20 protein-coding genes and 2 tRNA genes are annotated in these 21,805 nt (G+C 66.1%); 6 read left to right on the plus strand and 16 right to left on the minus strand.

Annotation, left to right across the window (positions count from 1 at the left end; all coding sequences use genetic code 11):
• Positions 1–182 precede the first annotated feature (182 nt).
• Positions 183–809 (plus strand): hypothetical protein, encoded by a 627-nt coding sequence (locus GRI40_RS02005; RefSeq protein WP_160609792.1) that lies wholly within the window; start codon positions 183–185, stop codon positions 807–809.
• 44 nt (positions 810–853) lie between these two features.
• Here GRI40_RS02005 and GRI40_RS02010 read toward each other — a convergent pair.
• From GRI40_RS02010 to recJ, 3 genes are all read right to left on the minus strand, one after another.
• Positions 854–928: transfer RNA gene (locus GRI40_RS02010), tRNA-Glu, on the minus strand.
• Positions 929–952: 24 nt separating this feature from the next.
• A tRNA-Glu gene (locus tag GRI40_RS02015) sits at positions 953–1,027 on the minus strand.
• A gap of 71 nt (positions 1,028–1,098) precedes the next feature.
• The gene (gene recJ / locus GRI40_RS02020; protein ID WP_160609793.1) at positions 1,099–2,877 is read right to left on the minus strand and encodes a single-stranded-DNA-specific exonuclease RecJ; all 1,779 of its coding nucleotides are present in this window, start codon (positions 2,875–2,877) and stop codon (positions 1,099–1,101) included.
• Between the two features lie 136 nt (positions 2,878–3,013).
• Between recJ and GRI40_RS02025 the strand changes: the two genes are divergently transcribed.
• Positions 3,014–3,442 carry a flavodoxin family protein gene (locus GRI40_RS02025; protein ID WP_160611319.1) on the plus strand — a complete coding sequence of 143 codons (429 nt, stop codon included), beginning with the start codon at positions 3,014–3,016 and terminating at the stop codon, positions 3,440–3,442.
• A 2-nt stretch (positions 3,443–3,444) separates the two neighbouring features.
• On the opposite strand, the gene GRI40_RS02030 is transcribed toward GRI40_RS02025, so the two are convergent.
• Together GRI40_RS02030 and GRI40_RS02035 are read right to left on the minus strand one after the other, a co-directional pair.
• On the minus strand, positions 3,445–4,419 hold the full coding sequence (locus tag GRI40_RS02030) for an NAD(P)H-dependent flavin oxidoreductase (protein WP_160609794.1): 975 nt from the start codon (positions 4,417–4,419) through the stop codon (positions 3,445–3,447).
• A gap of 183 nt (positions 4,420–4,602) precedes the next feature.
• Complete coding sequence (locus GRI40_RS02035; protein ID WP_160609795.1) at positions 4,603–5,652, minus strand: amidohydrolase family protein; 1,050 nt, start codon at positions 5,650–5,652, stop codon at positions 4,603–4,605.
• Between the two features lie 287 nt (positions 5,653–5,939).
• Here GRI40_RS02035 and GRI40_RS02040 point away from each other — a divergent pair, with 287 nt between their 5' ends.
• The gene (locus GRI40_RS02040) at positions 5,940–7,316 is read left to right on the plus strand and encodes an amidohydrolase family protein (RefSeq protein WP_160609796.1); all 1,377 of its coding nucleotides are present in this window, start codon (positions 5,940–5,942) and stop codon (positions 7,314–7,316) included.
• Between the two features lie 124 nt (positions 7,317–7,440).
• Here GRI40_RS02040 and leuA read toward each other — a convergent pair whose 3' ends face one another.
• The 7 genes from leuA to miaA form a co-directional block, all read right to left on the minus strand.
• Entirely contained in the window at positions 7,441–9,144 is a 1,704-nt protein-coding gene (gene leuA / locus GRI40_RS02045) for a 2-isopropylmalate synthase (RefSeq protein ID WP_160611321.1), read from the minus strand.
• A 269-nt stretch (positions 9,145–9,413) separates the two neighbouring features.
• A complete protein-coding gene (locus GRI40_RS02050; protein ID WP_160609797.1) occupies positions 9,414–10,298 on the minus strand; it encodes an I78 family peptidase inhibitor in 885 nt (294 codons plus the stop codon).
• A 19-nt stretch (positions 10,299–10,317) separates the two neighbouring features.
• Positions 10,318–10,764, minus strand: a complete 447-nt coding sequence (locus tag GRI40_RS02055) for an I78 family peptidase inhibitor (protein WP_160609798.1) — start codon at positions 10,762–10,764, stop codon at positions 10,318–10,320.
• Between the two features lie 77 nt (positions 10,765–10,841).
• Positions 10,842–11,861, minus strand: coding sequence for a ketol-acid reductoisomerase (gene ilvC, locus GRI40_RS02060; RefSeq protein WP_160609799.1), 1,020 nt, complete (start codon positions 11,859–11,861; stop codon positions 10,842–10,844).
• 138 nt (positions 11,862–11,999) lie between these two features.
• Positions 12,000–12,515 (minus strand): acetolactate synthase small subunit, encoded by a 516-nt coding sequence (gene ilvN / locus GRI40_RS02065; protein WP_160609800.1) that lies wholly within the window; start codon positions 12,513–12,515, stop codon positions 12,000–12,002.
• Between the two features lie 12 nt (positions 12,516–12,527).
• The gene (gene ilvB, locus GRI40_RS02070) at positions 12,528–14,294 is read right to left on the minus strand and encodes a biosynthetic-type acetolactate synthase large subunit (RefSeq protein WP_160609801.1); all 1,767 of its coding nucleotides are present in this window, start codon (positions 14,292–14,294) and stop codon (positions 12,528–12,530) included.
• Positions 14,295–14,407: 113 nt separating this feature from the next.
• A complete protein-coding gene (gene miaA / locus GRI40_RS02075; protein WP_160609802.1) occupies positions 14,408–15,379 on the minus strand; it encodes a tRNA (adenosine(37)-N6)-dimethylallyltransferase MiaA in 972 nt (323 codons plus the stop codon).
• On the opposite strand from miaA, the gene serB reads away from it, so the two are divergent.
• The gene (gene serB / locus GRI40_RS02080; protein WP_160609803.1) at positions 15,372–16,256 is read left to right on the plus strand and encodes a phosphoserine phosphatase SerB; all 885 of its coding nucleotides are present in this window, start codon (positions 15,372–15,374) and stop codon (positions 16,254–16,256) included. The genes miaA and serB overlap by 8 nt on opposite strands.
• 64 nt (positions 16,257–16,320) lie before the next feature.
• Complete coding sequence (locus GRI40_RS02085; protein WP_160609804.1) at positions 16,321–17,148, plus strand: Coq4 family protein; 828 nt, start codon at positions 16,321–16,323, stop codon at positions 17,146–17,148.
• Positions 17,149–17,176: 28 nt separating this feature from the next.
• Here the strand turns inward: GRI40_RS02085 and GRI40_RS02090 are convergent, their stop codons facing one another.
• The 4 genes from GRI40_RS02090 to GRI40_RS02105 all read right to left on the minus strand — a co-directional run bounded on the left by GRI40_RS02090 (position 17,177) and on the right by GRI40_RS02105 (position 21,440).
• Positions 17,177–17,593 (minus strand): ferric reductase-like transmembrane domain-containing protein, encoded by a 417-nt coding sequence (locus GRI40_RS02090; RefSeq protein WP_160609805.1) that lies wholly within the window; start codon positions 17,591–17,593, stop codon positions 17,177–17,179.
• A gap of 217 nt (positions 17,594–17,810) precedes the next feature.
• On the minus strand, positions 17,811–18,551 hold the full coding sequence (locus tag GRI40_RS02095) for a DUF72 domain-containing protein (protein ID WP_160609806.1): 741 nt from the start codon (positions 18,549–18,551) through the stop codon (positions 17,811–17,813).
• Entirely contained in the window at positions 18,548–20,752 is a 2,205-nt protein-coding gene (purL, locus tag GRI40_RS02100; RefSeq protein WP_160609807.1) for a phosphoribosylformylglycinamidine synthase subunit PurL, read from the minus strand. The genes GRI40_RS02095 and purL overlap by 4 nt, the downstream gene beginning before the upstream one ends.
• A 10-nt stretch (positions 20,753–20,762) precedes the next feature.
• Positions 20,763–21,440 carry a hypothetical protein gene (locus GRI40_RS02105; RefSeq protein WP_160609808.1) on the minus strand — a complete coding sequence of 226 codons (678 nt, stop codon included), beginning with the start codon at positions 21,438–21,440 and terminating at the stop codon, positions 20,763–20,765.
• A gap of 106 nt (positions 21,441–21,546) precedes the next feature.
• Here GRI40_RS02105 and GRI40_RS02110 point away from each other — a divergent pair, with 106 nt between their 5' ends.
• The gene (locus tag GRI40_RS02110; RefSeq protein ID WP_160609809.1) at positions 21,547–21,798 is read left to right on the plus strand and encodes an exodeoxyribonuclease VII small subunit; all 252 of its coding nucleotides are present in this window, start codon (positions 21,547–21,549) and stop codon (positions 21,796–21,798) included.
• The last annotated feature ends 7 nt before the right edge of the window (positions 21,799–21,805 follow it).

Consider the following 21,805-nt stretch of genomic DNA (forward strand, 5'->3'; position numbering starts at 1 on the left):
AATCGGGTTTCGCAGCGGGGTGCAACACAGGATTTCCGAACGAAAGCTTCGGTTGAAACCGCTTGCGGTGAACTGAAAACTGGGGCTCTTTTCGAAAGGTCCGTTCAGTGGGCGAAAGGAACTGGGGCTTCGGCCATGGCAGCGACGTTACTCGTTCGGCCGACGAACCTGCGGGCCCGGTGATGGTGCGCGTGCGCAAGGGCATCGCGGTTTTTGTCGCGGTGCTTTGCGTGGCACTCGTCTGGGCCTGGCAAGCTGGATGGCCGGGAAAAATGGGTTCCAGCCCGCATTCGGGCTACCCACTGCGTTTTCCCCTGCCGGCATTGCTTCCCGAGTCGCCGGTGCCGGAACCGCCACCCTCCGATGTCCTGCAGACGGAACTTGACCCCGCTCTCCCCGTCCAGACGCCCGTATTGACCGATCGCGTCGCGGACCTGCCAACGCCCCACGCGCCGCCTGGGAAGCCGCAACTCTCCGGTGGAGGCGATTTCGCATTGCCGATAGCGTTCGACCTGCGGAGCGCGGGAGGCGGCACGGCGAGCGCCGCGGATGGCGAGATCGCGATACGCAAGGCCGTAGTGCACAACGGCACAGAGATCGGATCGGCCGCCCTCTGGGTACAGCCCGGCGGCGCTATCGAGATTGCCACCGCGGAGCTTGCCGGCCTGATGGCACCCGTCGACGGCACGCTCGCCTCCGAGCTGCGCGAATCCGGCCAGGACCGAACCAGCTTCCGCTCTCTTCGAAATCGCGGGTTTGCCGTGAACTTCGATCCCATCGGCGACCGCATCGTCATCCAGCGCCGCTAGGCGCAAATCGGGCGCGCAATTCCGCGATGCATGCCGTCCAGGGTTGGTGACCCCTACGGGAATCGAACCCGTGTTTCAGCCGTGAGAGGGCCGCGTCCTGACCGCTAGACGAAGGGGCCAAGGCCTGGCCGTTCGCGCTCCGGTGGTGACCCCTACGGGAATCGAACCCGTGTTTCAGCCGTGAAAGGGCCGCGTCCTAACCGCTAGACGAAGGGGCCCCGCTGGGAGGCGTGGCGGCGCACTTAGGGGGGTGGGCACGCCCGGTCAACCCCGTGTCGCGCCCTTTTGCTCAGTCAGCCCAGGCGGCGTCTTCGAGATGGAGTTCCGCCTGGCGGCGATCCCCCCAATCGTCGATCTTCGCGCGCCCGGCGAGCCATAATCTGCGGCCCCGTTCCCCGTGAATCAGTGCCTGTCCCATCGGCGACTGCGCCGCCCGGAATGCGATCGCCTTGAAGGTCCGCCCGTCGAGGCCGCTCGCGATCAGGCGCAGGTGATCGCTGCCGACCATTTCGGCCTTCACGAGCCTCACCGGCCCGACGGCGACGCGGGGGCCCGGCCAGCCCATCCCGAACGGCCCCGCTTCTTCCAGCGCATCAACCAGATCGGGTGTAAGCCCGCCAGCGGCAACCGAAAGATCGAGGGCGATTGTCTCGCTTTCCTTGGAACGTGCGACGGCACTGCCGAGCTGACTGTCCAGCCAGTCGGCCAGGCGGCTCACTTGCGCCGCGTCCACCGTAAGGCCCGCGGCCATCGCATGACCGCCGCCGGCCACCAGCATACCGAGTTCGCGCGCAGCGATGATCGCCGCACCCAGATCGACGCCCGCGATGGAGCGGCCCGATCCCTTGCCGCTCTCCCCGTCGAGGGCAATCACGATCGCGGGCTTGCCGGTCTTTTCCTTGAGCCGGCCGGCGACGATGCCGATCACCCCGGGATGCCAGCCCTTGCCGGCCACGACGTGCACCGCGCGGTTGTGCTGGCCTTCGAGCATGGCCTCGGCAGCTTCCTGCACTTCCGCCTCGATCGCGCGGCGTTCTTCGTTGAGTGCGGAAAGCTGCGCGGCGATCGCGGCGGCTTCGTCCGGGTCCTCGGTCGTGAGCAACCGCACGCCGAGCGTCGCTTCGCCCACGCGCCCGCCGGCGTTGATCCGGGGGCCCAGGGCAAATCCCAGGTCGCTACATGCAGGCGGGCGCTTGAGCCGGCTGGCATCGATCAGCGCGGCCATGCCCGTGTTGGCCCGGCGCGCCATGACCTTCAGCCCTTGCGCCACGAACGCCCGGTTGAGCCCGCGTATCTGGGCGACGTCGGCCACGGTGCCCAGCGCCACGAGATCGAGGAGGCTGAACAGATCCGGCTCCGGGCGGTTCGCGAAGAATCCTTGCGCGCGCAATGTCCGCACGAGCGCTACGGCAAGGAGGAACGCGACGCCCACCGCAGCGAGGTGACCGTGGCTGGCCCCTTCGGCCGATTCGTCGAGGCGGTTCGGATTCACGAGAGCGACAGTGTGCGGAAGCTCCGCCGCGCACTTGTGGTGGTCGACCACGATCACGTCCACGCCGGCATCGCGCGCCTGCGCCAGGGCATCGTGCGCCATCGCGCCGCAGTCCACCGTGACGATGAGGCTGGAGCCGTCTTCCGCGAGGCGCACCAGCGCGGCCCCGCTCGGCCCGTATCCTTCCAGCAGGCGGTCCGGGATGTAGTAGCGGGCGTCGTGCCCCAGCATACGAAGCAGGCGCACGAGCAGCGCCGCGCTCGTCGCGCCGTCGACATCGTAGTCGCCGTAGATCGTCACCGTCTCGCCGGAAATGACCGCCTGGGCAAGGCGTTCGGCCGCGGCGTCCATGTCACGGAACAGCGAGGGATCGGGCAGGAACGCGCGCAGCGTGGGTGCGCGGTGGCGATCGAGATCGTCCCGCGGAACGCCGCGCGCGATAAGCATCTGGGTCACGAGATCGTCCAGCTGCCCCTGCGCGTCGCCCAGGTCCATGTTGCCCCCGCGCCACCGCCAGGCTTTGCCGGAAAGCGAACGGGTGACGCCGAATACGGGAGAGAGCGACCGGGATGCCATCTCGTCGGCCTTATCGCAGCCGCTGGTCCGTGCAAAGCGCGGGGCGGTTGACAAACCACGGGGCAGGGCGATCATTTCGCCCGTGAATCCACCGCTGCTGATCGTCTGGCACAGCCGCACGGGCGCCGCACGCGCGATGGCCCAGGCTGCCTTCGACGGCGCGAACGGAGCGGCGCGACTGGTTGCGGCGGAAGCGGTGAGACCGGCTGACCTGCTCGCCGCGCAGGGATACATCTTCGCCTGTCCCGAGAACCTGGCCGCGATGTCGGGCATGATGAAGGAGATGTTCGATACCTGCTACTACCCTGTGCTCGGTCGGATCGAGGGCCGACCGTACGCCACGCTGATCGCGGCCGGATCTGACGGGGAGGGCGCCCAGCGGCAGATTGACCGGATCGCCACGGGCTGGCGCCTGCGCCGGGTGGCAGAGCCGCTCATCGTCAACCTTTCGGCGCAGACGCCGGAGGCGATCCTGGCGCCCAAGACCGTTCCGGAACACGCGCTTGTCACCTGCCGCGATCTCGGCGCGGCGCTCGCGGAAGGAATGGCGGCCGGCGTGTTCTAGCGTCACTGCATCCTGGCGGCGAGTTCTTCCCTTGCGGCGGCATATTCGGCCGCCAGCCGCTCGACCCGGTCGGCCACGCTTTCCACCGCGTGGACCATGCCGATCCCCTGGCCCGATCCCCAGATATCCTTCCACGCCTTGGCGTCCGTATTGCCGCCGCTGCCGAAGTTCATCGCGGACGGGTCGCTGTCTGGCAGGTTGTCCGGGTCCATCCCGGCGGCCACGATGGAGGAGCGCAGGTAATTGCCGTGCACCCCGGTGAAGAGGTTCGAATAGACGATCCCGTCCGCATTCGATTCCACGATCGCATCCTTGTATCGCTGTTCGGCATTCGCCTCGTGCGTGGCGATCCACGGGCTGCCGATATAGGCGAAGTCGGCGCCCATGGCCTGCGCTGCGAGCACGGACCGGCCGTGGGCGATAGCGCCCGACAGGGCGACAGGCCCATCAAACCAGCCGCGGATTTCCTGCATCAGTGCGAAGGGCGAAAGCGTGCCCGCATGGCCCCCGGCCCCGGCCGCCACCGGGATCAGCCCGGTCGCGCCCTTTTCGATCGCCTTGCGGGCGAAGCGGTCATTGATGACATCGTGCAGGGTCACGCCGCCCCATCCGCGAACGGCGGCAAAAACATCCTCACGCGCGCCGAGCGAGGTGATGACCATCGGCACCTGCCACTTGGCGCACACCGCCATGTCCTCTTCCAGCCGGTTGTTCGACTTGTGGACGATCTGGTTGACGGCATAAGGTGCCGCGGGACGATCGGGGTTATCCCGGTTGTGCGCGGCGAGTTCTTCGGTGATCCGGTGCAGCCATTCGTCGAGCACCCCGGACGGCCGCGCGTTCAGCGCCGGGAATGCGCCGACGATCCCCGCCTTGCACTGTGCGATCACCAGTTCAGGCCCCGAAATGATGAACAGAGGCGATCCGATCACGGGGAGGCGGAGACGGTCGAAAGGCGCGGGCAGGGTGGTCGGCATCGGCTACTCCGGTTGCGGTCTGAAACCGGCTTAGTGCGTGCGGGGAAGGCTGTCGAGCAGGGCAGATTTCACTCAAGGTTCACTCGAAAACCGCCTGCTCGCTTACCTCACCCTATCTCGTCACCCCGGGCTTGACCCGGGGTTCGGCTCCCCTCCCGACCTCGGCATTGGTCGAGAATGGTTTTAGGGTGTGGAAGGCAGCAGATGCTCCAACCCGTAAACCCGCGCCGCCGTCCCCGCGAACAGGTCGCGCTTCTCACCATCGGATGCGTTCGCGCACAGGCGTTTGAACGCGTTCCACAGCACCGGGTAGCTCGCGCCCCAACGATCCACTGGATAGTTGCTTTCGAACATCGCGCGGTTTGCGCCGAACGCCTCGATGCAGGTTTCCATGTAGGGCTTCCACATCGCGGCCAATTCTTCCGAGCCGAGCCCGGCGGCGGGGCCGCGGTCGGGAAGCTGGCAGAAAGACATGGCGAGGCCGCCCAGTTTCACGGTGACGTTCGGGCACTGTGCGATGGCGCGGATGCTGGTCCGCCAGCGTTCGAAATGATCCGGCAGCGTGCCGCGATAGCTGGCTATGCCGAGCGGGGTGCCGCAGTGATCGAGCACGATCGGCTGATCCGGGAAGGCCCGCGCGAGATCGAGCAGGTCGCCGAGCTGCGGTTCCAGCAGCCAGGCATCGAACGTCAGCCCGCGTTTGCCCAGTTCGGCAAATCCTTCGCGGAATGTGCTATCGAGATAGAGCCCTTCCGGATGATGGAACGGCGGGCCGAGCACATCGGGATCGGCATCCCATGCGCCAGCGTGGCGGATGCCGACGAAACGATGCGAGGCGGCCTGGAGCGCGTCTAGCACCCCGCCGGCCCTGCTGCCAAGCGTGAGGTCGGCATGCCCGACGATCGCCGCGCAGGGCCGGTAGTCGCCGTAGAGCCCGCTCGCACCCTGCGCCGCGACCCCGTTCACATACTCGACTTCCCCGACGACCTTCAGCGCCTCGCCCCGGCTCGCATCGTAGAACGCGCCGCATTCCATGAACACGGTGCCGATCACGCGGTGCCCGGTGTGCGTATCGGCGTGAAGCTGGTCGAACGTATAGTGCGCCGCGCCGACCAGCGCCTCGACGAAGGCATGACGCGGTTCCGGAAACATCGGCAGCAGCGGCCGCAGGTCCCACAAATGGTGGTGCGGATCGACGATCGCCAGGTCTGGCTCGAGGATGGGTTCGGTCATAGCGCGGCTCTCGCAGGTGGTTTTGCTCACACTCGTGTGACGCTGTCACAGTGTCCAGAGGGGCCTTATCGCCCTGGCGGAGAATGTGTCATCTTGCGGGGCGCAAGTGTCGCCTTGCACCGGCGACGGTGTCGCTTTGCGAGATGTCCGCTCATGATTTCGGCTTACCCACCGGCGGTAAGCTGCAGGAAAGCGGATGGCGGCATACGCCATTGCGGACATTGACAGTTGGCGCAGCCCCCGATGTTCAGGCATGATAAGACGTGTGCACGGGCAATGAGGACAAAATGAACCTCGCTACTCGACTCAGCCTCCTTCTGACGGTCCTAATTGGTGCGCCTTCCTGGGCGCAGCCGGCAGCATCGCCTCTCAAACCGTATCTCAAGGAAGAAGCGACCTCCCTGCTGTTGGTCAACGCGCGCCTGATTGACGGAACCGGAGCGTCTTCGAAGGAAAAGGTTAGCGTCCTCATAGATGATGGCCGCATCGTCCGCATCGCCAAGGCAATTGCCGCTTCGCCCTCCACCAAGCGGATCGACCTGGCCGGACATACGATCCTCCCGGGTCTCGTGATGATGCACGAGCATATCAATTATTTTTCGGGATCTTCTGTCTGGAATGCAATGCCGAGTAGTGTCCCGAAACTTCTCCTCGCTGCGGGCGTCACTTCGGCTCGGACAGCCGGCGCGGAAGCGCCGCAGATCGATCTTAACCTGAAGCGGCGGATCGACTCCGGGCGAGCTGTCGGTCCCCGACTTTTCGTCACGGGCGCCTACCTCAATGGACCTGCCGGCGACTTCCTTGGAGACACTGTCGTCACCACCGCAGCGGAAGCCGCTGCCGTCACCAACTATTGGGGGGCACAAGGCGCTACCTCGATCAAGGTCTACAGCGCCATTGATCCTAAAGCCTTGGCTGGTGCCGTCGCAGCAGCAGAACACCGAGGAATGCACGTTGCCGGACATTTGGGAGAGATCAGCTGCACCGAGGCCGCTGCAGCCGGCATCCACACGATCGAGCATAGTCTGACATCTTGCGCAAAAGACTTTGACGTAGCGCCGGATGGGGTCGGAAAATTTGTATACGATCCAACGTCCGCTGCTGCCCAACGCCTTATGTCGCTGCTCGTGGAGAGAAAAATCGCCATCGTCGCGACGCCCACCACCGGGCCATTTCAGCGCTCAGACGAAGAACTGTCGATGCTGAGCCCCGATCAGCGCGCCCGTCACGCCGAACTCATCAAGAACCGTCCTCCATGGCTGCCATCGGTCGATGATGTTCGGGCCTGGGACAAGGCACACCGAGATTTCGAGCGGCATTTCGTCGCGAGCGGAGGACGACTGTTGATCGGAGCAGACGCAAGCGACTTCGGCGCGGTTCCCGGTTATGCAGATCACGCAGCAATCATCGCTCTCGTCGAAGCGGGTTTCACCCCACTGCAAGCTATTCGATTTGCTACCCACGACGCCGCGGATTTCTTGGGTGAAGGCGATCGGATTGGGACAATAGCGGTCGGCAAGGTAGCGGACATGCTGATTGTTCAGGGTGCGCCTGACCGAAACATCGACGACATCCGCAAGGTCGCGATCGTCATCAAAGACGGACGGGCATACGACCCGGAAAAACTCCGTGCCGCAGCGAAGGGCAAGCTCGGGCTTCAATGACCAGGGTTGATGTCCGCTGTCCACCCATCGCGGCCATTCGATTGTTCGGTCGTGAAATGGTGCAGCGGACTCCGAGTAAACCTCGGGGTGACGTTAGAAGGGAGCACTTCACGTAGATCAACCGTCACCCCGGCATTGAGTCGGGCGCCGCCTGGTCTGCCCCGACAGCCGCATTCGCAGCACTCAATACCGCCCGCACGCTTGCGGTCGCCACGTCCTCGTCGATGCCGCAGCCCCAGACGAAGCGTCCATCGGGCAGGGCACACTGGACGTAGGCGGCGGCGCGCGCGTCGGAGCCGGTGGAGAGGGCGTGTTCGGAATAGTCGCACACCTCCATCTTCACGCCGAATGCGTCCTCCAGCGTGGCGACGACCGATGAGATAAGCCCATTGCCCCGGCCGCTGACGGACTGGACCTTGCCTTCCACCGCGATCGTGCCGGCAAATACGCGCGTGCCGTCGCCGGCGCGGGTTTCTTCGTAATCGACCAGCTGGAAGGGGCGGGTCGGTTCGCCGACGTGGTACGTCTCGCGGAACGCGCGCCAGATGTCGGCCGCGCCCAGTTCGCGACCCAGGTCGTCGGCCATGCGCTGGACGGCCCTGGAGAAGTCCGCCTGCATCGCCTTGGGCAGCTTCAGGCCCTGGTCCTGCTCCAGCACCCAGGCGAATCCGCCCTTGCCGGACTGCGAGTTCACGCGGATCACCGCTTCGTAACTGCGCCCCAGGTCCGCCGGGTCGATCGGCAGGTAGGGGACGCGCCAGCGTTCGTCGTTCTGGACGGCGTGCGCCTCGAACCCCTTCTTGATCGCATCCTGGTGGCTGCCGGAAAAGGCCGTGAAGACCAGCTCCCCGCCATAGGGGTGGCGCTGGTGGACCGGGATCTGGTTGCAGTATTCCACGGTTTCGACGATCCGGTCTATGTCGGAAAAATCCAGTCCCGGATCAATGCCTTGCGTGTACATGTTGAGAGCGACTGTCACCAGGCAGCAGTTGCCTGTCCGCTCCCCGTTTCCGAACAGGCAGCCCTCCACGCGGTCGGCCCCGGCGAGCAGGCCCAATTCCGCGGCGGCGACGCCGGTGCCGCGATCGTTGTGGGTATGCAGGCTGATGACCGCCGAGGACCGGTTGGGCAGCATGTCGATGAAGCGTTCGATCTGGTCGGCATAGATGTTCGGCGTCGAAGCCTCGACCGTTGCCGGCAGGTTGAGGATGATCGGCCGTTCGGGCGTGGGCCGCAGCACATCCATGACCGCTTCGCAAACCTCGACGCTGAAATCGAGCTCCGCGGTGGAGAACGTCTCGGGGCTGTACTGGAAGTGCCAGTCCGTGCCGGGGCGCGCCGCCGCTTCGTCGCGCATGATCTTGGCGCCGGCGACGGCGATGGCCTTCACCTCCTGGCGGCTCATGCGGAACACGATGTCGCGCCACGTCGGGCTGACGGCGTTGTAGAGGTGCACGATGGCAGCGCGGGCGCCCTCGAGGCTCTGGAACGAGGTGCGGATCAGGTCCTCGCGGCTCTGGGTCAATACCTGCACCGTCACATCGTCCGGCACACGGCCGGACCGCACGAGGCCGGAGATGAAATCGAATTCGGTCGCGCCGGCGCTGGGGAAGCCGACCTCGATCTCCTTGACCCCGATCTCGACCAGCAGGTCGAAGAAGCGGTTCTTCTTTACCGCGTCCATCGGGTCGACGATCGCCTGGTTGCCGTCGCGCAGATCGGTGCTGAGCCAGCGGGGCGGGGCGGTGATCGTGCGGCTCGGCCACTTGCGGTCGGCCAGGGGCACTTGCGGAAAGGCGCTGTACTTGCGCGCGGGTTCGCGCAGCATGGTTCGGGGCATGGTCATGGACGAATACTCGTAACGCGGATGGCTGCCAGTGCACTTCGGCGGGCTGGATGGCGGTGCTGGGTGGCCTGTCCACCCCGGGCCCTTGGGGCGCCGGCCGGGCCCTTCAGGCCACGCGCCGGATCACGCCCAAGGGCGCGTAAGTCGTAGAAGCAGGGCAGCGTTGCGCGTCATTCCGGCCGCCATGCGCGATAATTGCGCCGGCGGCAAATGTTTCAACTGTAATCAGACGGGCCGTACGGCGCCGCCGCTCACCCGCAGCGGGCGGATCGGATGATGTCCGTGCCCTTGTCCATGATCACGTTCAGCCGGTCTTCCCGGTAGTCCATCGTGACGACGCTGTCGGGATAGAGCCACCGCGCCGCTTTCGCCCCGGTCGCCTGCTCGACTGCGCGGCGCACTTCCGGTGTCGCGGCCTTGCCAAACCAGGGTTGCGCGCGGTCGGCGCGGCAGGCCTGGATGGCGGGGGCGGGAGGCTGCGGCTCGGTAGACCCTGCGGCCGCCTTCTCGAACGCGGCCGAGATATCGAGCTCGACCTCGTCGCCCACGACCGGCAACGCGGCGTTGATGCCGAAGTCCGACCGGCGGATCATCGCCCGTCCGTGGAAACCGATCGTTTCCGCCTTGCTCATCGGATTGGCGCCCGCGCCGTTGAACGTCGCCTGGATCGCCACCGGATTGGTGCGTCCGTTGAGTGTGAGGTTGCCCAGGATGTAGGCGCTGCGCCCGTCGGCGGCGGGCTGCACGCTTGTAGAAACGAAGCGCGCCGGCGCCGGCTCCGCCCCGAAGAAATCGGCTGGCTTGCCGTCCTTGCCCGGGCGCAGCAGGTGTTCGCGCAGCCCCTCGCTGGCGACCGTGGGGTTGATCGGGATGGTGACGTCGAGCTTCGCCGCCGAGGGGTTCGCCGGGTCGATCGCGAGCGTGCCGGTGACGTTCCCGAACAGGCCGAAGTAATCGTTGAAGCCGAAGTGGTCGACGCTCCACCCGACCAGGGTGTGCGCGGCATCGACCTTGTAGGTTCCCGCCGTCACCCGCGAAGGGTCCGCCGCGCCCGGCTTTTGCGGGGCCTGCGCCACTGCCAGCGAAGCTGCGGCCAGCGCGAGAATGGCGCCTGCGCCGAGTGCGGTCCGGTTCATCGTGTCTCCTCTTCCGGGGTTACTGGCACTTGCCGCCAGTGATGACGTCGTTCGAATCCAGCATGACGTTGAGTCGGTCGGAACGGAAGTCCATCGTGACAACCGTGTCCGGGCCGACCCAGCGGATCCGGTCGTGGCCGACCTCCGCCTCCAGGCGCGCGCGGACGGCGGCGGTGGCCTGTTGCGCCACGAAGGGGGCAACCTTGCTGGCACCGCACGCATCGCCCGGCGGGTTGCTGTCGACGGTGCCCATGGCAGCGTCCCCGGCGGGCGAGGCAGTGCTGGCCTTACTCCCCGCACTCAAGCTGCCCGTCGGGGCACCGGATTGCGATGCGGAGGCGCTTGCCGGCGCACCGGGTGTGCTGGCCGGCGGAGTATCAGCCGCCGGGTCAGGCTCTGCCGGCTCCCCGCAGGCGGCCAGCGCGAGCGGGGCGGCAAGGGCGAGAAGCAGCGGGCGCAGGGTCATCGGCGGTCTTCCATGAATGGCACGTTCCCCCGACAACGCCGCGCGCGCCGCCATGTTTCCGCTTGCGTTCGCCTGCCTCAGTTGACGGCCTTGTCGACCAGCTTGTTCTTGCCGATCCACGGCATCATCGCCCGCAGCTTCGCACCGACCTGCTCGATCGGATGCGCTTCCGCAGCCTTGCGGGCGGCCTTGAGCTCCGGCTGCCCGGCGCGGTTGTCGAGCACGAAGTTCTTCACGAACCGGCCGGACTGAATATCGGCCAGCACGCGCCGCATCTCCGCCTTCGTTTCGTCGGTGATGATCCGCGGGCCGGTGGTGATGTCGCCATATTCGGCGGTGTTGCTGATGGAATATCGCATGTTGGCGATGCCGCCTTCGTACAGCAGGTCCACGATCAGCTTGGTTTCGTGGAGGCATTCGAAATAGGCCATTTCGGGCGCATATCCGGCCTCCACCAGCGTTTCGAACCCCGCCTGGATCAGGTGCGTGATGCCGCCGCACAGCACCGCCTGTTCCCCGAACAGGTCGGTCTCGCACTCTTCTTTGAAGTTCGTTTCGATCACCCCGCTGCGCGCACCGCCGAGCCCCGCCGCATAGGACAGCGCGATATCATGGGCGTTGCCCGTGGCATCCTGGTGCACGGCGATGAGGCACGGCACACCGCCCCCGCGCTGGTATTCGGAGCGGACGGTGTGTCCCGGCCCCTTGGGCGCGATCATGATCACGTCGATATCGGCCGGCGGCTCGATCAGGCCGAAATGGACATTGAGCCCGTGGGCGAAAGCGATCGCGCTGCCGGGCTTCATGCGGCCCTTGAGATCGTCTTCCCAGATAGCCGCCTGATGTTCGTCGGGCGCGAGAATCATGATGACGTCGGCCCATTCGGCGGCATCGCGATTGGACATTACGCGGAAACCGGCGTCCTCGGCCTTGCGGGCCGTTGCCGAACCTTCGCGCAGCGCGACCCCCACGTCCTTCACCCCGCTGTCGCGCAGGTTCTGGGCGTGGGCATGGCCCTGGCTGCCATAACCGACGATGGCGATCTTCTTGCCCGTGACCAGGTTCAGGTCGGCATCGGCTTCGTAATAGACTTTCACGTATCGGTCCTCACAATCAGATGTATCGTCGGCCCGGCGTGATCCGGGCCAGGTTTTTTCTTCGAGCGCCGCGGAGGAAGGTTAGTCCCTGGTCAGCCCCGGGACGACGAGGGTTTGTTTGGCGCGAATGTACATTGCCTAGGCCCCTTCCGCCCCGCGCATCATGCCGACGATGCCTGTGCGGCCGACCTCCACCAGGCCAAGCTCGCGCATCAGCGCGATGAAACTGTCGATCTTCTCCGGCGCGCCGGTGATCTCGAAGATGAAGCTCGCCGTGGTGGTGTCGACCGGCTTGGCCCGGAATATGCCGGCGAGGCGCAGCGCTTCCACCCGTTTCTCCCCGGTGCCTGACACCTTGACCAGCGCCAGCTCCCGCTCGACGTGAGGGCCTGCCTCGGTCAGGTCGACGACCTTGTGCACCGGGATCAACCGCTCGAGCTGGGCGCGGATCTGGTCGATCACGTGATCCGGCCCGTTGGTGACGATCGTTATCCGGCTGACCGCGTGGTTTTCCGAAATATCTGCCACGGTCAGGCTGTCGATGTTGTACCCGCGCGCGGTGAACATGCCGGCGATCTTGGCGAGGATGCCGGCCTCGTTATCGACGGTAATGGCGAGCACGTGGCGCTCGGCCGTTTGTTGCGTGATGTGCATCTGCGGGCGCCCCTAAACCAGAGCCTTGGCTTCGTCGTCCATCGTGCCTTCGACGCGGTCGCCATACAGCAGCATGTCGGTGTGCGCCGCGCCGCTGGGGATCATCGGGAAGCAGTTCGCCTCCTTCGAAACCTGGCAATCGACGATCACCGGCCCGTCATGGTCGATCATGGCCTGGATGCCGGCATCGAGGTCCGCCTCGTCCGAAATGCGGATGCCCTTCCAGCCATAGGCTTCGGCGAGCTTCAAAAAGTCTGGCAACGAATCGCTGTAACTGTTTGAATATCGGCTCTCATAGGTCAGTTCCTGCCACTGGCGGACCATGCCCATGTATTCGTTGTTGAGGATGAACACCTTGACCGGCAACCGGTACTGGCTGGCGGTGCCCAGTTCCTGGATGTTCATCTGGATCGACGCTTCGCCCGCGATGTCGATCACCAGCGCATCGGGGTTGCCAAGCTGCGCGCCAATCGCGGCGGGAAGGCCATAGCCCATCGTGCCAAGACCGCCGCTGGTCAGCCACTTGTTGGGCGCGAAGAATCCGAAATACTGCGCGGCCCACATCTGGTGCTGGCCGACCTCGGTCGTGATGATCGGATCCCGGTGGCGGGTGAGGGCGAAGAGGCGCTCCACCGCGCGCTGCGGCATGATCTCCGTACGGCTTGCGGGATAGGCGAGGCTTTCCCGCGCACGCCATCCGGCGATCCGCGCCTTCCATTCGCCAAGATCGCGGCCGCGCCGGTTTCCCCAGGCCTCGATCATCTGTTCCAGCACCACAGCGCAATCGCCCAGGATCGGCAGGTCCACGGCCACAGTCTTGTTCATGCTGGCCCGGTCGATATCGATGTGGATCTTTTTCGAATCCGGGCTGAAGGCGTCGAGCCGCCCCGTCACCCGGTCATCGAACCGCGCGCCGATGCAGACCATCACGTCGCACTTGTTCATCGCCATGTTGGCTTCGTAGGTGCCGTGCATCCCCAGCATCCCGAGCCAGTCGGGATGGTCCGCCGGAAACGCGCCGAGGCCCATCAGCGTGCTGGTAACGGGCGCGCCGGTGAGGTTCTGCAGGCGGCGGAGCAGCTCGCTCGCGGCCGGGCCCGCGTTGATTACGCCGCCGCCGGTATAGAACACCGGGCGTTCCGCACCCGCGATCATGGCGACCGCGTCTGCAATGGCATCGTCCGTGCCGGCCGAGGGCGGGCTGTAGCGGGCCGCGGCGCGGGCGGACGGGCACTGTTCCTGTTCAGCCAGGGCGACCTGCACGTCCTTGGGAATGTCGACCAGCACGGGTCCCGGGCGACCGGTGGTGGCAATCTCGAAAGCCTCCTCGATCGTCGCCTGCAGGCGCGCGGGATCCTTCACCAGGTAGTTGTGCTTCGTGCAGTGGCGGGTGATGCCGATCGTGTCGACTTCCTGGAACGCATCCGTGCCGATGAGCGGTGTGGAAACCTGGCCGGTGATCACGACCAGGGGGATCGAATCCATGTAGGCATCCGCGATGCCGGTCACGGCATTGGTCGCGCCGGGACCGCTGGTGACGAGCACCACGCCCGGCTTGCCGGTGCTGCGCGCGTATCCTTCGGCCGCGTGGGCGGCGCCGGCCTCGTGCCGGACGAGGATGTGGCGGATGCGGCCGCCCTCCGGCGCTTCGGCGAACAGTTCGTCGTAGATCGGCAGCACGGCGCCGCCGGGATAACCGAAGACGTATTCGACGCCCTGCGAAACCAGGCAATCGATCAGGATTCGGGCGCCGCTGCGCTCTGCCACCGCACACTCCATTCTTCGATCAGCGCCCGATACCCAGGGCCACGATAAAAATACGACCCGACGCGGGGACAACGCGCCGGGTCTGCTCTCGTCGAGTACCTGTCGGGTTAGATGGAATGATGTTGCTACGTCAACCGCAGATTTGGGAATAATGTTTCAACTTTTGCTATCCCGGCAATGTGCTCTGCCGAGGCGCGAGGCCAGTGGGCGGGAGGCTGGTTGCGGAACCAGGTGGCCTGACGCTTCGCATACTGCCGCGTTGCCAGCTGTCCGGCGGCGATCGCCTGGGCGCGGGTGAGCGTGCCCGCCTGCCACGCGGCAATCTCCCGAACCCCGATCGCCCGCATCGCCGGGAGCATGGGGTCGAGGTTGCGGGCGAGGAGGGCGGATACCTCGTCCGCCGCGCCCCCGGCGACCATGGCCTCGAAGCGCCGATCGCAGCGTGCGCTCAACCAGTCGCGGTCGGCGCCCAGGACCAGCGGTGACAAGGCCATGCTGTCCCCGATGCCGCCTTCGCGCCGCTGCTGCCAGTACGCCAGCGGGTGGCCGGTCGAGCGCACGACCTCCAGCGCCCGCGCCACGCGCGTCGTGTCGGCGGGGGCCAGCCGCGCCGCGCGCTCGGGGTCGGCCCGCACCAGCTCGGCGTAAGCGTCCCCCACCGGCATCGCGCGGACTTTAGCGCGAACGCCGGGATCGATCGGTGGCATCGGTGCGATGCCGTGAAGCAGTGTCTGGAGGTAGAGCCCGGTTCCCCCGACAAGGATCGGCAGGCCACCTTCGGCGTGGGCCTGCGCAATCTCCGCGCGGGCGGCGGCTGCCCATTGGGGGGCCGAACAGGCGACGCCGGCGTCCCAGGTGCCGAACAGGCGGTGCGGCACACCGCGCATGTCTTCTCCGGAAGGGCGCGCGCTGAGGACCCGCAGGTCGGCGTAGACTTGCGCGCTGTCCGCGTTGATCACCACCGCGCGGCGTCCCTGCGCAATGGCGGCGAGGGCCAGGCGCACCGCCAGATCGCTCTTGCCGCTCGCGGTGGGCCCTGCGATGAGCGCGAGCGGCGGCCGTTCGCCGCGGGTTTCCGGAGATGTCGCAGTGCTCATCGCGCGGTTGATAGCAGACCCGCACAACCTGGAAACACGGCTCGACGCGGCGATCGCGGCGCTGGAGGGCGCGGGGCTGCGGGTGGCCGAAGCGGCGATGCTCGATTTCTGCGGCGACGTGCTGGAGCTTTCCCTGCCCGAAGGCGATCCGCGCGTGCTGCGCCGGGTGATCGACGATCATTTCGCGCCGGTGGACGTGCTCGTCTCTCCACACGAAATCACCGCGCCGCGCGTGTTCGTCTCGGACATGGATTCGACGATGATCGGCCAGGAATGCATCGACGAGCTGGCGGATTTCGCGTCGCTGAAGGACCAAGTTTCCGCCATCACCGAACGGGCGATGCTGGGCGAACTTGATTTCGCCAGCGCGCTCGGCGAGCGGGTGGGGCTGCTGGGCGGGATGGCGGAAAGCGCGATCGAATCCTGCCTGGCGGAGCGCATCCGCCCTATGGACGGCGCGGGCACCCTCGTCGCCACGCTGAAGGCGCGGGGATGCCGCAGCGTGCTGGTGACGGGCGGCTTCCACCATTTCGCCGATCCCGTGGCGGGACAACTGGGGTTCGACCGCGTGGTCGCCAATCGACTCGGCGTCGCCGACGGTGCACTCACCGGTGCGCTCGCCGGCGGGATCGTGGACAGCGCCGTCAAGCGCCAGGTCCTGCTGGACGAAGTCGCGCAGCTGGGCGGGGATGTCACGAGCCTCGCCACCGGGGACGGAGCGAACGACATTCCGATGATCGAAGCCGCGACCTGGGGGATCGCCTACCACGCCAAGCCAAAAGCCCGCGCTGCGGCTGACGGAACGGTCGATCGGGGGGACCTCACCGCAATTCTCTCGCTTTTGGGAATTCCAAGAAGCGATTGGATTGCGAAATAGGAACTCTCTTTGCGTGGCCTGGTGACGGCGCTATATTGACATGAATGTCAGTAAACGGCTCTCGATGACCGACCTGCAACCGATCCCGAATGCCGAGGCCGGTTCCGCATGCGCCGCGGACGGCACCCTGTTTCGCAATCCCGCCCGGCCGGAACCGAAGCGCGATATCCGCCGCGCCCTTCGCAAGTTCGGGGAGCTGGTCAAGGACAAGGAAAACACCGCGCTGGTGTTCGAAATCTACGAATCGCTCCCGTCGAAAGATTTCATCCCCCGCGCTCGCTCCATGACGCTGAGCCCTGAAGGCGAGGCCCTACGCGCGGCCGAACCGTTCCTTCCGCCGATGCTCGACGATCATTCTGCCTTGCGCAAAATGCCCAAGGGTTCCGTCGCCCACGCCTATTGCGATTTCATGGAACGGGAGGGGCTCTCGGCAGCAGGCCTCGTCGCGGAATCGGACAAGATCGGCCGCCCGAAATACGGCGATCTCATCGAATGGTACGGGTTTCGCCAGCGCGACACCCACGACCTGATGCACATCCTCACCGGCTATGGCCGCGACGCGCTGGGGGAACAATGCGTTCTGCTCTTCACCCACGGCCAGCAGCCGGCCGCGGGACACCTGCTGCTTGGTTATGCGGGGGCTTACAACATCACCAGGCAGGTGCGCAGCAAGGCGCCGGTGTGGCGCGCGGTGCGGGAGGCACATCGCCTGGGCAAGGCGTGCCCGCCGCTGGTCCACATGTCGATCCGCGAGCTCTTGGCGATGGACCTCGCCATGGCGCGGGAACAGCTCGGGATCACGCCCGCGGTCTGGTACAAAACCTGCCATGACGTATGGCGCCGCGAAGGGATCGACCCTTACGACTTGCTCGGCAAGGATATGGCGGCCTGAATCGCGCTTCTCGATCGGGCTGGGCACGTCAGGTGACAGCGACGGGCCGCGCGCCGCGTGATTTAACCCAGGCTGTAAGCCGCAACCCCGCGGCAGCCAGCGCGATCGAACCGAAGATCACGCCGATCCACCTCCGCTCCGGGTCGAAGGCCCGGCCGAGATAGCTCAGCACGAATATCAGCCAGAGGTAGTAGATGCCGAAGCGGTGGAGCCGCTTCCACCACTTGCCAAGCCGGCGCTGAGCGGTGCCGGTTGAAGTGAACGCCATCGCATAGAGAAGCACGTAAGCGAACCCGCCGCCGATCACCGTGACTGGCTCAGGCATCTGTCCTGCCAGCCGTAGCGCCATGACCAGCGCAACGAGATGGACCGTGTGGCTGATCGCGAAGCCGAGCCCGATCCATCTGCGCCGGGCGAGGGCGGCTTTGCTGAACGCGCCAGGCATGAGCGATGCAGCGGCCGGGCGATATAGGCGACGATGAGGAGGGGGAACCCCACCCGCGCGGTGTAGAGAGCCGCGTGCTGCCACTGGTCCTGCGGGCCGTGTCCGACAGCAGCCCGCCGCCACCGCGCCGATCCCCAGCGCAAGCCCGAGCCACATCGGCCAGCGATACTGCATCGGCGTGCCCTCCGGCGGGAAAGCTACCGCGGTTCCCGGCGGATTACGAGGCCAGACGTTCGATCAGGGCCATTGCAGCCGCCGGATTGCGGACTTTCGCGCCCGAGATGAAATAGATAAACACGTCGCGATCGCCATCGGCCCAGGCCTTTGCCTGCCGGGCCCAGGCATCGAGCGCGGCGGCGTCGTACCCGGTATCGATATCCTCGAGGGTGCGCTGAAGGCGCGCATAGGTGAAGTCTGCGGTCTGCTCTTCGATACGGGGAAAGGCATCGGAATCGGCGAAGACAACCGCGATGTTCCGCGCGCGGGCCAGGTCCAGGAAAGCCGGGTGGCAGAAGCTGGCGTGCCGCACCTCCACCGCGTGGCGCAGCGGCACGCCGTCCTGCCTTTCCGGGATGAGATCGAGGAAGCGCGCGAAGTCGTCGCGGTCGAACGTCTTGCCGTCCGCGAGTTGCCAGTTGATCGGGCCCAGCTTGTCGCCGAGCGCGGTGAAGCCTTGCTCCAAGAACTTGCGGATCGATTCGCCGCTGTCAGCGAGCACCTTGCGCTGGGTGCAATACTTCGAGGCCTTCACGCTGAAGACGAAACCATCGGGCACCGCAGCGGCCCAATTGTGCCAGCTTTGGGGCTTCTGCCGTCCGTAATATGTGGCGTTGATCTCGATCGCGGTGAGCGCCCGCGCCGCGAACGCAAGCTCGCGCTTCTGCGTCAGGCCCTGGGGATAGAATGCCCCGCGCCACGGCTCGTACGTCCAGCCACCAACGCCGACCCGAATGGTCAATCGGCCATCCAGTCGCGGAAGAAACTGTCGCTGGCTTCGCGCAAGGTGACGAGGGGGACGCTGAACCCCGGTCCGCCGACCGCAATCCCTCCGGTCGTGCCAACAGTCGCAGCGAACACCCCTGCGTCGCTTGCTGCCGACAGGACGGCGTCGGGCTGGGGCGTGCTGACGAGGTACCGCGCCTGGTCTTCTCCGAACAACACCGCAGCCGGGGTCGGGACATCGGGCAGGGCGACCTCGACGCCGATGTTGCCGGCCAGCGCCATCTCCGCAATCGCGACCAGCGCCCCACCATCAGAGCAATCGTGTACTGCGCTGAAGCGCCCGTCTGCCACAAGCGCACGCACGAATTCCGCGTGCCTGCGTTCGAGGTCGAGGTCCACGGGCGGCGCGTCGCCGCCTTCAAACCCATGGCATTCCCGCAGCCAGAGGCTCTGCCCTATGTGACCCGCCGTATGGCCGATCAGGATCAGGGCTTCGCCTTCGGACTTGAAGCCGATCGTCGCCATCCTCGCGTAGTCGTCGATCACGCCGACGCCGCCGATCGCAGGTGTCGGAAGGATCGCGCTGCCGCCACCGGTGGCCTTGCTTTCGTTATAGAGGCTGACGTTGCCGCTCACGATGGGGAAGTCCAGCGCGCGGCAGGCGTCGCCCATGCCTTCCAGGCAGCCCGTGAGTTGTGCCATGATTTCGGGCCGCTGCGGGTTCGCGAAATTGAGGCAGTTCGTCACCGCCAGCGGACGCGCACCCACCGCGCAAAGATTGCGGTAAGCCTCGGCGATGGCCTGCTTTCCCCCTTCGTATGGATCGGCGTAGCAATATCGCGGGGTGCAATCGGTGGTCATCGCCAGCGCCTTGCGGGTGCCGTGGACGCGCACCACCGCCGCGTCGCCGCCCGACAGCTGGAGCGTGTCGGCGCCGACCTGGCTATCGTATTGCTCCCATATCCAGCGGCGCGATGCGAGGTCTGGGCTGGCCATCAGTTTGAGCAAGTCCGCGCCGATGTCGGTGCTGTGCGGCACTTCGCGAAGCGGGTTCACCTGCGCCCAGGCCTTGTATTCCTCGCGGCTCATCGCCGGCCGGTCGTAAAGAGGCGCGTCGGCGGCGAGCGGCCCGAGGGGGATGTCGGCGACGACTTCGCCCTGCCATTCGAGCACCATGTGCCCGGTGTCGGTCACTTCGCCGATCACCGCGAAATCCAGTTCCCACTTGTGGAAGATCGCCTCCGCCTCAGCCTCGCGGCCGGGCTTCAGGACCATGAGCATGCGCTCCTGACTCTCGGACAGCATCATCTCGTAGGGCGTCATGCCTTCTTCGCGGCAGGGGACGTTGTCCATCACGAGGCGGATGCCCGCCTTACCGTTGGTCGCCATCTCCACGCTGGAGGAAGTGAGGCCGGCTGCGCCCATATCCTGAATCGCGACGATCGCGTCGGTCGCCATCAGCTCGAGGCAAGCCTCGATGAGCAGTTTCTCGGTGAACGGATCGCCGACCTGCACCGTCGGACGCTTCGCCTCCGCGTCTTCGGCAAAATCAGCGCTGGCCATGGTGGCGCCGTGGATCCCGTCGCGCCCTGTCTTGGAGCCGACGTAGACGATCGGATTGCCCACGCCGGTCGCAGCGGAGTAGAAGATCTTGTCGGCATCGGCGACGCCAACTGTCATGGCGTTCACCAGGATGTTGCCGTCGTAGGCAGGGTGGAAGTTGGTCTCGCCGCCCACTGTGGGCACGCCGACGCAGTTGCCGTATCCGCCGATTCCGGCGACCACGCCCTTCACCAGGTGCTTCATCTTCGGGTGATCGGGCCTGCCGAAACGCAGCGCGTTCATGTTGGCGACCGGCCGCGCGCCCATCGTGAACACATCCCGCAAGATGCCACCTACGCCCGTCGCGGCGCCCTGGTAGGGTTCGATATAGCTGGGGTGGTTGTGGCTCTCCATCTTGAAGATCGCCGCTTGCCCGTCGCCGATGTCGATCACGCCCGCGTTCTCACCCGGGCCGCAGATGACCCACGGCGCTTCGGTCGGCAGCTTCTTGAGATGCAGGCGGCTCGACTTGTAGCTGCAGTGTTCGGACCACATGACCGAAAAGATGCCGAGCTCCACGAGGTTCGGCTCCCGCCCCATCGCGTGCAGCACGCGCTCGTATTCCTCGGGGCTGAGGCCATGGGCCTCGACGACATCCTGGGTGATTTCGGCCATGGCCGCGCCCTTAGCCGCGCGGTGCCGCCGGGGCTAGACCTGGACGCCTGTGAATTCGTGTCTTTCCCAGCCACCATGCACATAGAGTCACGACGCCATATGCGAAAAAGGCGGTCACGCTGATGCTTGCATCGACGGCCGTAGGCGTCGGCCCGAACCAGTTCACGGCCTGCAGGCCTATCATCATCAAGCCGAGCACGATCGCCGGCAGGGCCGGACCGCGCGTGCGCCGCAGGTAAAAGGCCAGCGCGCCAAGGGTCAGCCCCAGCTCCAGCGGCATGGCAATTTCAGGAACGTCCCACAGGCCAAGCCCCAGCTTCGGCGGTGCGCCTGCAATCGTCAGGTCGGGGCGGTGCACCAAGAGGTCGATCAGCCAGTGACTGATCACCACCGCGCCCGCCGCCAGCGCCAGCGGCACATCTCGCCGCCAGGCCCACACGACCGCAGCAAACACCGCGCCGAATGCCGCGGTCCCGGCGAGGCTGTGGGTATATGGCATGTGGTAGAGGTCCATCGGGTTCATGTGCGTGATCCCCGGGGCGAGGCGCATGTCCTCCACACCTAACAACAGTAGCGCGAAGAACGCCCAGTCCACCAGCTGGGCCGCGATAAACAGGGTCCCGAGGCGCGGGCGCGTGGGCATGACGGCCGCGGCGGCCAGCGCCGGCGCCCAGTGACCTATGAACATGCCGGCTCCCTTGCCGCGACCACGTCGTATCCAGCCACCCGCGTCCCCACTTGCTCCCCTTGCTGGCAGCTTGACCGGGTGCGCCGTGCCGGTCAATGCAGAGGGGATGGCAGACGAAAATTCCGATATCGCGAACCTGTCGTTCGAGGATGCCCTCCGCGCGCTCGAACAGGTTGTGGCCAGGCTGGAAAGCGGCGACGTCCCGCTGGACCAGTCCATTGCGCTCTACGAACGGGGGGAGGCGCTGCGGAAGCATTGCCAGGCCCGCCTGGACACCGCTCAGGCGCGGATCGAGAAGATCGTGCAGCGTCCCGACGGCAGCGCCAGTCACGCGGTTCCGTTCGACAGCGAAAGCTGACCACCGT

This window comes from Tsuneonella aeria, assembly GCF_009827495.1.
GTDB classification, from domain to species: domain Bacteria; phylum Pseudomonadota; class Alphaproteobacteria; order Sphingomonadales; family Sphingomonadaceae; genus Tsuneonella; species Tsuneonella aeria.

What these genes read in the sequence shown, in the direction of transcription:
- GRI40_RS02025 (WP_160611319.1), top strand. Translation starts at nt 3,014, where the DNA reads ATGGCCCAGGCTGCCTTCGACGGCGCGAACGGAGCGGCGCGACTGGTT.
- miaA (WP_160609802.1), bottom strand. Translation starts at nt 15,379, where the DNA reads ATGAGCACTGCGACATCTCCGGAAACCCGCGGCGAACGGCCGCCGCTC.
- GRI40_RS02050 (WP_160609797.1), bottom strand. Translation starts at nt 10,298, where the DNA reads ATGAACCGGACCGCACTCGGCGCAGGCGCCATTCTCGCGCTGGCCGCA.
- GRI40_RS02085 (WP_160609804.1), top strand. Translation starts at nt 16,321, where the DNA reads ATGACCGACCTGCAACCGATCCCGAATGCCGAGGCCGGTTCCGCATGC.
- ilvB (WP_160609801.1), bottom strand. Translation starts at nt 14,294, where the DNA reads ATGGAGTGTGCGGTGGCAGAGCGCAGCGGCGCCCGAATCCTGATCGAT.
- GRI40_RS02055 (WP_160609798.1), bottom strand. Translation starts at nt 10,764, where the DNA reads ATGACCCTGCGCCCGCTGCTTCTCGCCCTTGCCGCCCCGCTCGCGCTG.
- recJ (WP_160609793.1), bottom strand. Translation starts at nt 2,877, where the DNA reads ATGGCATCCCGGTCGCTCTCTCCCGTATTCGGCGTCACCCGTTCGCTT.
- GRI40_RS02005 (WP_160609792.1), top strand. Translation starts at nt 183, where the DNA reads ATGGTGCGCGTGCGCAAGGGCATCGCGGTTTTTGTCGCGGTGCTTTGC.
- GRI40_RS02090 (WP_160609805.1), bottom strand. Translation starts at nt 17,593, where the DNA reads ATGCCTGGCGCGTTCAGCAAAGCCGCCCTCGCCCGGCGCAGATGGATC.
- GRI40_RS02105 (WP_160609808.1), bottom strand. Translation starts at nt 21,440, where the DNA reads ATGTTCATAGGTCACTGGGCGCCGGCGCTGGCCGCCGCGGCCGTCATG.
- GRI40_RS02110 (WP_160609809.1), top strand. Translation starts at nt 21,547, where the DNA reads ATGGCAGACGAAAATTCCGATATCGCGAACCTGTCGTTCGAGGATGCC.
- purL (WP_160609807.1), bottom strand. Translation starts at nt 20,752, where the DNA reads ATGGCCGAAATCACCCAGGATGTCGTCGAGGCCCATGGCCTCAGCCCC.
- GRI40_RS02030 (WP_160609794.1), bottom strand. Translation starts at nt 4,419, where the DNA reads ATGCCGACCACCCTGCCCGCGCCTTTCGACCGTCTCCGCCTCCCCGTG.
- ilvN (WP_160609800.1), bottom strand. Translation starts at nt 12,515, where the DNA reads ATGCACATCACGCAACAAACGGCCGAGCGCCACGTGCTCGCCATTACC.
- GRI40_RS02040 (WP_160609796.1), top strand. Translation starts at nt 5,940, where the DNA reads ATGAACCTCGCTACTCGACTCAGCCTCCTTCTGACGGTCCTAATTGGT.
- leuA (WP_160611321.1), bottom strand. Translation starts at nt 9,144, where the DNA reads ATGCTGCGCGAACCCGCGCGCAAGTACAGCGCCTTTCCGCAAGTGCCC.
- GRI40_RS02035 (WP_160609795.1), bottom strand. Translation starts at nt 5,652, where the DNA reads ATGACCGAACCCATCCTCGAGCCAGACCTGGCGATCGTCGATCCGCAC.